The organism is Nocardia sp. NPDC060259 (assembly GCF_042728775.1).
Classification (GTDB): domain Bacteria; phylum Actinomycetota; class Actinomycetes; order Mycobacteriales; family Mycobacteriaceae; genus Nocardia.
In genome coordinates this window covers 1-8814 of the sequence record NZ_JBHXAY010000174.1, presented here as the reverse complement: position 1 = coordinate 8814, position 8814 = coordinate 1, and the positions used below count along the sequence as shown (strand labels likewise).

At 69.0% G+C, this 8814-nt stretch carries 13 protein-coding genes; 6 read left to right on the top strand and 7 right to left on the bottom strand.

Annotation, left to right across the window (positions count from 1 at the left end):
* Positions 1-384: 384 nt before the first annotated feature.
* Positions 385-609 (top strand): hypothetical protein, encoded by a 225-nt coding sequence (locus ACFWF2_RS33000; RefSeq protein ID WP_379311396.1) that lies wholly within the window; start codon positions 385-387, stop codon positions 607-609.
* A 114-nt stretch (positions 610-723) separates the two neighbouring features.
* On the opposite strand, the gene rpmF is transcribed toward ACFWF2_RS33000, so the two are convergent.
* From rpmF to mrf, 3 genes are read right to left on the bottom strand one after another with little or no spacing between them, the layout of a single operon-like run.
* Positions 724-897 (bottom strand): 50S ribosomal protein L32, encoded by a 174-nt coding sequence (gene rpmF / locus ACFWF2_RS32995; RefSeq protein ID WP_379311395.1) that lies wholly within the window; start codon positions 895-897, stop codon positions 724-726.
* A gap of 3 nt (positions 898-900) precedes the next feature.
* A complete protein-coding gene (locus tag ACFWF2_RS32990) occupies positions 901-1167 on the bottom strand; it encodes a type B 50S ribosomal protein L31 (RefSeq protein WP_379311394.1) in 267 nt (88 codons plus the stop codon).
* Positions 1164-2468 carry a ribosome hibernation factor-recruiting GTPase MRF gene (gene mrf / locus ACFWF2_RS32985; RefSeq protein ID WP_379311393.1) on the bottom strand — a complete coding sequence of 435 codons (1305 nt, stop codon included), beginning with the start codon at positions 2466-2468 and terminating at the stop codon, positions 1164-1166. The genes ACFWF2_RS32990 and mrf overlap by 4 nt, the downstream gene beginning before the upstream one ends.
* 103 nt (positions 2469-2571) lie before the next feature.
* On the opposite strand from mrf, the gene rpmB reads away from it, so the two are divergent.
* Genes rpmB through rpsR form a run of 4 tightly spaced genes read left to right on the top strand, consistent with a single transcriptional unit; the run spans position 2572 to position 3582 of the window.
* Positions 2572-2808: a 50S ribosomal protein L28 gene (rpmB, locus tag ACFWF2_RS32980; protein ID WP_379311392.1), complete on the top strand. Its 237-nt coding sequence runs from the start codon at positions 2572-2574 to the stop codon at positions 2806-2808.
* A gap of 8 nt (positions 2809-2816) precedes the next feature.
* Entirely contained in the window at positions 2817-2987 is a 171-nt protein-coding gene (rpmG, locus tag ACFWF2_RS32975; protein ID WP_068914580.1) for a 50S ribosomal protein L33, read from the top strand.
* Positions 2987-3292, top strand: coding sequence for a 30S ribosomal protein S14 (gene rpsN, locus ACFWF2_RS32970; RefSeq protein ID WP_379311391.1), 306 nt, complete (start codon positions 2987-2989; stop codon positions 3290-3292). The genes rpmG and rpsN overlap by 1 nt, the downstream gene beginning before the upstream one ends.
* A gap of 32 nt (positions 3293-3324) precedes the next feature.
* On the top strand, positions 3325-3582 hold the full coding sequence (rpsR, locus tag ACFWF2_RS32965) for a 30S ribosomal protein S18 (RefSeq protein WP_189025862.1): 258 nt from the start codon (positions 3325-3327) through the stop codon (positions 3580-3582).
* A gap of 81 nt (positions 3583-3663) precedes the next feature.
* Here the strand turns inward: rpsR and ACFWF2_RS32960 are convergent, their stop codons facing one another.
* On the bottom strand, positions 3664-4227 hold the full coding sequence (locus ACFWF2_RS32960; protein WP_379311390.1) for a LysM peptidoglycan-binding domain-containing protein: 564 nt from the start codon (positions 4225-4227) through the stop codon (positions 3664-3666).
* 215 nt (positions 4228-4442) lie between these two features.
* Here ACFWF2_RS32960 and ACFWF2_RS32955 point away from each other — a divergent pair, with 215 nt between their 5' ends.
* Complete coding sequence (locus tag ACFWF2_RS32955; protein ID WP_379311389.1) at positions 4443-4886, top strand: hypothetical protein; 444 nt, start codon at positions 4443-4445, stop codon at positions 4884-4886.
* 56 nt (positions 4887-4942) lie between these two features.
* On the opposite strand, the gene purH is transcribed toward ACFWF2_RS32955, so the two are convergent.
* Genes purH through ACFWF2_RS32940 form a run of 3 tightly spaced genes read right to left on the bottom strand, consistent with a single transcriptional unit; the run spans position 4943 to position 8740 of the window.
* On the bottom strand, positions 4943-6508 hold the full coding sequence (gene purH / locus ACFWF2_RS32950) for a bifunctional phosphoribosylaminoimidazolecarboxamide formyltransferase/IMP cyclohydrolase (protein WP_379311388.1): 1566 nt from the start codon (positions 6506-6508) through the stop codon (positions 4943-4945).
* Positions 6505-7161 carry a phosphoribosylglycinamide formyltransferase gene (gene purN / locus ACFWF2_RS32945; RefSeq protein ID WP_379311397.1) on the bottom strand — a complete coding sequence of 219 codons (657 nt, stop codon included), beginning with the start codon at positions 7159-7161 and terminating at the stop codon, positions 6505-6507. The genes purH and purN overlap by 4 nt, the downstream gene beginning before the upstream one ends.
* 58 nt (positions 7162-7219) lie before the next feature.
* Positions 7220-8740, bottom strand: coding sequence for a DUF6350 family protein (locus tag ACFWF2_RS32940; protein WP_379311387.1), 1521 nt, complete (start codon positions 8738-8740; stop codon positions 7220-7222).
* Between the last annotated feature and the right edge of the window lie 74 nt (positions 8741-8814).

Sequence of the window (8814 nt, the reverse complement as noted above, 5' to 3'; positions counted from 1 at the left end):
GGTTCTCCTTAACCGGAGAACCCGCCCTCCCGCACGAGAGTACATACCCGCCAAGGACTCCGCATCAGTCGTCCGGGAATTTTCTTGTGCCACAAAACAAACCAAAAGTTGGTAATGGCCATTCCGGCAATCGACCAGCAAGCCTCCGAGCGCATCCGCGCCAAGTGGCATGCGCCACACCGTTAACCGGACGATTGCCATCGACCCCAGCACGAGCCTCTGAGCAGGCATGACCGCCGCCAAGTAAGACCCCTGGACAGCAGGGGGCGAAGAACAGGCCGTCGACGGCGCGTTCCACCCCCACACCGCCTGCCAGCGGGTTATCGTCGGCCAGGGCGCATTCGTCTCGCCCAGCACATCCAAGGTTCGTTCGAAGGAGTTCGTATGGCCGTCAACGTGGTGCTCGACAAAGTTCTCGACAAGGAATTCGAGAACAAGACGCTGAAGGAAATCCTCGCCGCGCCGCCGTCGGCGCTGGCCGGCCTCACCGACGCGCACGACAAGCAGCTGCTCGACGCGCTGAAGATCAAGACCATCGCCGACCTGGGTAGCAACAAGTTCTTCCAGCTGGCCGCGGCGCTGGTCGAGCTGTCCGAGCGCGAAGGCTGAACCTGCCGAAAACACAACGGCCTGCCGGCGAAACCGGCAGGCCGTTGTCGTTGCCCGATCCCGATCCGGGTTGTCCCCTCCGAACCGCTCTCGAACTCCGATGTGCGGACGGACTCAGATCCGCGAGGGATCGATCAAACCCTTCCGCACGGCACCAACGATACGACGTGGCACCTGGTACTCGACGCCACCCACCGTGACCGGGACCAACTGTGGAACAGCGGCCTTCCACTGCGAACGCCTGCTGCGGGTGTTGGAACGCGACATCCTGCGCTTCGGGACAGCCACGGGTCAGCCCTCCTTTCCTGCGCGCGAACGCTTTCCGTATTTGCGCTCGAACTTCTCCACCCGGCCCTGGGTATCGAGGTTGCGATGGGTGCCGGTCCAGAACGGATGCGAATCCGAGGTGACGTCGACCATCAGCAGCGGATACGTCTTGCCGTCGGTCCATTCGACGCCGCGGTCGCTGGTCGAGGTCGACCGGGTCAGGAACCGCTTGCCGGTGCTCGAATCCTCGAACACCACGGGGTGGTAGTCGGGGTGGATGCCCGCTTTCATGCTGTTTCTCCTCTCGGGTTGATGTGCTCGCTCGCCGCGGCCGACGCCTCGGCGGAATCGGCGCAGGGGTCTTCGTGCCAGTCGCCGAAGGGGTCCTCCCACAACGCGACTCGCTCCGGCGCACGGTCGACCAGCAGCAGCTCGTCGTCCTCGACCAGCGCCCAGTGCAGGGCGTGGCGGATCTCGGCGGGGTCGGCATCGTGTGCCAGGATCACCAGCGACACGTCGCGGTCACCGAACCGCTCGTCCCAGCGCAGCGCGGCCATCGCCCTGCGGTCCGGGTCAGCGGCCGCCCGCTCCTCGGCGCCCATCGCCGCCAGCCAGCGACCGGCGCCGCCGACCCGCAGGCCACCGCCCGCCGACTCTAGCCAGACCACCTGATCCGGCTGGGTGGCCAGCCAGATCCGGCCGCGCGCGGTGACCACACCGTCGAACAGCACGTCGAGCGCCTCGTGCAGCCGGGCCGGATGGAACGGCCTGCGCGCGGCGAACTCGATGAGCGCGACACCGCAGTCGGTGGTCAGCGGCGGCTGACCACGCAGCAGCGGCGCGTGGGCGTCGAAGATCCGGCCGCGGCGCGCGTCGGCGGGAATCCCGGTCAGCAGGGCGCCGATCTCCATCGCGTCGAAGGCGGGGAGTTCGTCCAGCCAGGCCACCGGCGCCGCGGGTGCCATCCTGTCCAGCACGGCGTGCAGCCGCTCGCGGTCGAGCGCGTCGACACCCGTGGTCAGCACCACGAGCGCGTCGGCGAAGTCGACCTGGCCGACAGCGACCTGGGCGACGGTCCGCTCGTCGTCGGCCGCGGCGAGCCCGCGATCGGCCAGCGCCTCGTCGCCGGTGGCGTCGGCGAGCCACTGCTGCCCGTCCAGGCAGGTCAGCGTGGCCTCGATCCGCACGTTCCGGCCCGCAGGCCCGTCCACCCGATCGGCCACCCCGGTCACCTCGACCGTGTCGATCGCGTGGCACAGCGCCTCGGCCTCGATGGCCGGGTCGAGCGCGAGCACGATGCGGCGCACATGGTCGCGGGCGGCGAGTGTGCACAGCATCGGCAGCAGATCGGCCCGCAGCGTGCACGACACACAACCGTGCGCGAGCTCGAGCACGGTGGTCGTGACGGTGCCCGCGGTGCGCACCGTGCGGCGTACGACGCCTTCGCGCAGTTCGGCGAGGTCGTGGTGCACGACCACGGTGCCCGCGTCCTCGCTCAGTGTCGCCGCGATGTGCTCGACGCCGGTCATGGCAGGTCCGGAGAAGCCGGCGAGCAGCACGACGGGCGTTCTCCGGTCGGTCTGGTCCAGCACCCGGATCCCCTTTCGATAACGATTTTCATTTACCTTAGCGCAACGGTACAGTGCGGAATACCTGTTGTCGAAAATGGTTGTCATACCCATGGAGGGAGGTCGCATGTCGGCCCACTGCCAGGTCACCGGTCGCAAGCCCGGCTTCGGAAAAGCCGTCTCACACTCGCACCGGCGCACCAACCGGCGCTGGAACCCCAACATCCAGCGCAAGACCTACTACCTGCCCAGCGAGGGCCGCCGCATCACGCTGACGGTCTCCGCCAAGGGCATCAAGACCATCGACCGGGACGGGATCGAGGCCGTGGTGGCCCGGATCCGCTCCCGGGGCGACAAGATCTAGGAGCACTCATGGCCTCGAAGTCGACCGATATCCGGCCCATCGTCAAACTCAAGTCCACCGCGGGGACCGGCTTCACCTATGTCACCCGCAAGAACCGCCGCAACGACCCCGACCGGCTGGTCCTGCGCAAATACGACCCCGTCGTGCGCAAGCACGTCGACTTCCGCGAGGAGCGCTGATGGCGAAGAAGTCCAAGATCGCCCGAAACGAGCAGCGCCGCGCGATCGTCGAGCGCTACGCCGCCCGGCGCGCCGAGCTCAAGGAGCTCATCCGCAAGCCGGGCACCGGCGAGGCCGAGCGGGCCGCCGCGCAGGCCGAACTGCGCAACCAGCCCCGCGACGCCAGTCCGGTACGATTGCGCAATCGGGATGCAGCCGATGGCCGGCCACGCGGCCATCTCCGGAAGTTCGGCCTCTCCCGTGTTCGTGTGCGCGAGATGGCCCACCGGGGCGAGCTCCCTGGGGTCCACAAATCGAGCTGGTAGACACCCACTGATCTCGTGAGAAGGAACATCGCATGGCAGTGAAGCGAGCACCGTCCAAGAAGGCACGCGCCGAGCAGGGCCGTAAGCCGAAGAAGAATCCGTTGATCGCCGCGGGCATCGAAGTCGTCGACTACAAAGACGTCAACCTGCTGCGCACCTTCATTTCCGATCGCGGCAAGATCCGCAGCCGTCGCGTCACCGGTCTGACCCCGCAGCAGCAGCGTCAGGTCGCCGTCGCGGTGAAGAACGCGCGCGAGATGGCGCTGCTGCCCTTCACCACCACCAAGTAGCCGTCACCCAAAAGTGGCCCCGAAGCTGTTGCCTCGGGGCCACTTTCGTTGTGCAGGCGATGAACGCTGCGACTTACGTCATCACGGGATGGTGAGAACCTGGCCCGCGTTGATCAGATCCGGGTTGTCGATACCGCTGGCCGACGCGATCTCGTGGTAGCGGTTGCCGTCGCCGTAGAAACGCTCGGAGATGGCCCACAGGGTGTCGCCCGGCTCGACCGTGTAGGTCTGCGCGGCCGGCGGCGGCGGGACCTCTTCGGCGATCGGGGCGGCGGCGACCGGCTCCGGCTCGGGGGCAGGCAGCGGGTTGTCGGTGTTGGTGGCCGTGGCCCACGCGACCGAACCGTCGGTGCCGTAGAGCACGACGTTGCGGTCGGGCTGGATGACCAGCTTCTCGACGTTCTTGCCGTTGGTCTCGGTCGACCAGGCGGCCGAACCGTCGCCCTTGTAGAGGACGAAGTTGCCGTCGTCCTGCAGGACCGCGCGCTGCACGTCCTGTCCATGAGTCTGGGCGGCCCACACGACGTTGCCGTCGGGCTCGGTCACCACAAGGTTGCCATCTGGCTGCAAGGCCAGGGTGTACGCACCGCCGGTCAGGGACTGTCCCAGTCCCAGTTCTTCGCCTACGCGCAGCGTGTCGCCCACGTTCGTCCTTTCGAAGATCCAGTTGCAGAGCATCCAACTTCAACGATGCTCGCCGTATGCCACGGCGGCGCATCGCAAGCGAATGTAGTCCCCGCCGAGCCGAAATGGGCGAGTTACGCGCAGGGTTCGCGGAAAGTTCACTGTGGGGACTGTCGCGTTTAGAATGCCGCACACGGCCGCACGTGCGCGTGCACTACGCCGACTAGGCTCTCGACATGCGAACGACGTCGCGTTTCACCGCCGCCGCGGCCGCCATGGCCGTGCTGCTCAGCCCACTCACGGCCTGCTCGAGCTCCGATGACGCTGCGCCCCAACCCGATTCGACGACCGCCAGCGCGCGCCCGGAAGACGGCAACGCGAGCCTCGGCCACCGATTCACGCCCGATCCCACCATCGTCGACGCGCACCCACTGACCTTCACGTCCTGGACTCGCCTGGGCGACAACATGATCGGCGTCAACTTCCAGACCGGTAACCCGGAGTGCTTCGGCGTCGACGCCACCGTCACCGAGTCCGCAACGGCCGTCTCGGTCGCACTGCGCGCGGGCACCCGCGCCGATGCCGTCGGCAAGATGTGCACCATGAACGCCGTCTTCGGCACCATGGAGATCACCCTGACATCGCCACTGGGGGACCGTCAGGTCGTCGACGCGGGATAACGAAAACGGGTGCCGCACCGAGGATTCGGCGCGGCACCCGTTCAGGTCGACGTGACTCAGTGCGCGAAGTGGCGCGCTCCGGTCAGGTACAGGGTGACCCCGGCTTCGCGGCACAGCTCGACGGTGTCCTTGTCGCGGATCGAGCCACCCGGGTGCACGATCGCGCGCACGCCGGCGGCGACCAGGATCTGGGGACCGTCGGAGAACGGGAAGAACGCGTCGGAGGCGGCGACGGAACCCTTGGCCCGCTCCCCCGCGCGCTCGACGGCGAGCTTGCAGGAGTCGACGCGGTTGACCTGACCCATGCCGACACCGACGGCGGCGCCGTCGTCGGCCAGCAGGATCGCGTTCGACTTCACGGCACGGCAAGCGCGCCAAGCGAATTCGAGGTCGGCCAGGGTGGTGGCGTCGGCCGGATCGCCCGCGGCGAGGGTCCAGTTGGCCGGGTCGTCGCCCGCGGCGTCGAGGATGTCGCGGTCCTGTAGCAGCGCACCGCCGCTGATCGGACGCAGTTCCACACCCTTGCGGCGCGGCGGCTCGGCGACCAGCACGCGCACATTCTTCTTGCGCTGCAGCACATCCACCGCGCCCGGCGCGTAGCCGGGGGCGACGATCACCTCGGTGAAGATCTCGGCGACCTGCTCGGCCATCTCGACGCTGACCTCGCGGTTGGCCGCGATCACGCCGCCGTAGGCGCTGACCGGGTCGGTGGCGTGGGCCTTGCGGTGCGCCTCGGCGATGTCGGCGCCGACGGCGATGCCGCACGGGTTGGCGTGCTTGATCACCGCGACGGCGGGCTCGTCGAAGTCGTAGGCGGCGCGCCAGGCGGCGTCACCGTCGGTGTAGTTGTTGTACGACATCTCCTTGCCGTGCAACTGCTCGGCCTGCGCGATGCCGACGGTGCCGTCGTTGCTGGTGTACAGCGCGGCGGCCTGGTGCGGGTTCTCGCCGTAGCGCAGCACCGCGGACCGCTCCCACGAACCGGCGACCCAGCCGGGGAACTGCTCGGTCTCGGGCTGCACGGCGGGCACGGCGACCGAGCCCATCCAGCTCGCGACGGCGACGTCGTAGCTCGCGGTGTGCTGGAAGGCCTTGGCGGCCAGCCCGGTCCGCTCGGCGAGGGTGAACCCGCCGGACTTCACCGCGGCGAGCACGTCGTCGTAGTCGGTGACGTCGACGACCACACCGACCGACGGGTGGTTCTTGGCGGCGGCACGCACCATCGACGGACCGCCGATGTCGATCTGCTCGACGCACTCGTCGATGCTCGCGCCGCTGGCCACGGTCTGGGTGAACGGGTACAGGTTCACCACGACCAGCTGGAACGCCTCGACACCGAGCTCGACGAGCTGCTCCACGTGCTCGGCGCGGCGGGTGTCGGCCAGGATGCCCGCGTGCACGCGGGGGTGCAGCGTCTTGACGCGACCGTCGAGGGTCTCCGGGAAACCGGTCAGGTCCTCGACCTTGGTGACCGGAATGCCCGCCTCGGCGATCTTGCCCGCGGTCGAACCGGTCGACACCAGCTCCACGCCGGCGGCGTGCAGTCCGGTGGCCAGCTCGACGAGCCCGGTCTTGTCGTAGACGCTCACCAGCGCCCTGCGGATCGCCTTACGTTCACTCACCGGCGTGCTCGCTCATCTGGAATTTCTGCCTTTCGTCCGTCGGAGACAATGCCTCGCGTCGCGACAGCGGCGATGACCTCCGCCAGCAACCGTCGCTCGACAACCTTGATGCGCTCGTGCAGGGCGGCCTCGTCGTCGCCGGGCAGCACCTCGACCGCCTCCTGCGCGAGGATCGGGCCGGTGTCGACCCCGCCGTCGACCAGGTGCACCGTGCAACCGGTGACCTTGGCGCCGTAGGCGAGCGCGTCACGCACACCGTGCGCGCCGGGGAACGACGGCAGCAGCGCGGGGTGGGTGTTGATGAACCGGCCGCCGAAACGCTCCAGGAACGCGGGGCCGACGATCTTCATGAAGCCCGCGGAGACGACCAGATCGGGCTGGAAGGCATCGACGGCCTCGGTCAGCGCGAGGTCCCAGGCGGAGCGGTCGGGGAAGTCTTTCACCGCGACGCGGAAGTGCTCGATACCGGCGGCCTCGGCGTACTCGGTCGCCTGGCACACCCGGTCGACGCCGACCGCGACGATCTTGGCGGGGTACCCGGGCTCGCGCGCGGCGGCAAGCAGCGCGTTCAGCAGCGAGCCGGTGCCCGAGGCGAGGACGACGACGGTGGCCGGTGTCCCTGCGGGCTTCCACTGGGCAAACGAGGACGTCAGCGCTCTACTCCTGCGTGTGGGTCGGGTGGCGGCGATCGGCGATACCGCCGGGTCGAGCTTAACGACCGGTGGTCTCGTCACCTTCCGGCAGGTCCGGCTCGACCACCTCGGCGTCGACGATGTCGTCGGCGGGCGGTGCCGCGGAACCGGGGGCGGCGATGCTCACCTCGACGTCGTCGTCGATGTCGGTGACCAGTTCGGCGTCGAGTTCGACGGCGGGATCGTCGTCGTAGTCCTCGGTTTCGTCCTCGTCCTCGTCGTCGTCGTAGTAGTAGTCGTCCTCGTCGTCGTAATCGTCATAGTCGTCGTAGTCGTCGTAGTCGTCGATGTGGTCGTCGTAGTCGTCGACCGGTGCGGTGGGGGCGAGAAAGCGGCGGGCGAAGACCATGCCGACGAAGCCGCCGAAGCCGAACCAGGTGACCATCAGCACGACCAGCATCAGCAGGTCGACTCCGACCCAGCCGACGGCGCCGAGTTGTCCGCCGCCGAGGATCGCGAGCGCGAGGAACGTCAGCGTGGACAGCGCGGCGGAGGTGAGCGTCGCCCACGGTGCGCCGGGCCGGTCGTCGCTGGTGCGGCCGAGCTCGATGCCGGCGAGCACACCCACCGCGATCGGCACCAGCAGCAGCACCGGCCACCAGGCCGCGGACGGCCCCTCCGGCAGCGGGATCAGCGCGGGCACGGCGGGCACCTGGCCCGCGGTGACCCCGAACAGCCCGACCGAGCCCGTGCCGAACTGCACGGCGGCGCCGGTCAGCAGACCCGCCGCGGCGATCACCACATTGGGCAGGTAGAGCAGCGACAGCAACGTCATACCGAGGACGTCGGTGAAGTTGTGCGCCTGGTTGTAGGCACCGTCGAGGCGCGCGAGGTGCGTGAAGAACGACACGGCGGTGGCCAGCGCGGCACAGCCGAGCATCCGCACCACGGTCCGACGGGCGGCGCGGGCACCGAGCACGGCCCATTCGGGGATCTCGACCGGAACGAGCGCGCACAGCGAAGACCAGGCCCTACCGGCGATTCCGCCCGCGGCCGCACCGAGATACAGCACGATCACCCAGCCGAACGCGGTGACCGGGCCCGGCGGTTCGAGCGGGGTGACACCGGCGGCGTCACCGGTGACGGCCAGGCAGACGGCGGTCATCAGCAGCGGACCGGCCAGAACCGCGCCGGTGAGCCAGCCCAGCTCGATCGGGGTCGGCCGATTGGGCACCGCCCGCGCGCATTCGCGGGCCGCCACCAAGACCAGAATCGCGGTCGGGACCAGCGGCAGCAGGCCGAGCGTGGTCCGGCCGACGGTGAGCGGAATCTGATGGGCGGCAAGCCAGGTCGCGGCGACCGCGCCGGGCGCGCTGGTCAGGTCGGTGCCGGTGGTCAGCATGACCACCAGGACGAGCAGGATCGTCGCCGCCAGCGCGCAGATCGTCGGCCTGGCCGCGACCAGCAGCAGGGTCCGCGCCCGCTCGGGCGACAGCGACCACCAGGGCGGTTCGTGACCGTGCCCGGACGGCGGTGCGGTGGCCTCCCCGGCACCGCGTGACCCGGAGGTCCGGCGCACGAGGGCGTTACGGGAGCTCATGACAATTCAGCGTGGCAGCTTTCCCGGCAAGCGCGGGTCAGGCGCGCCGCGAGCCCACAGGCACACCTGTGGGC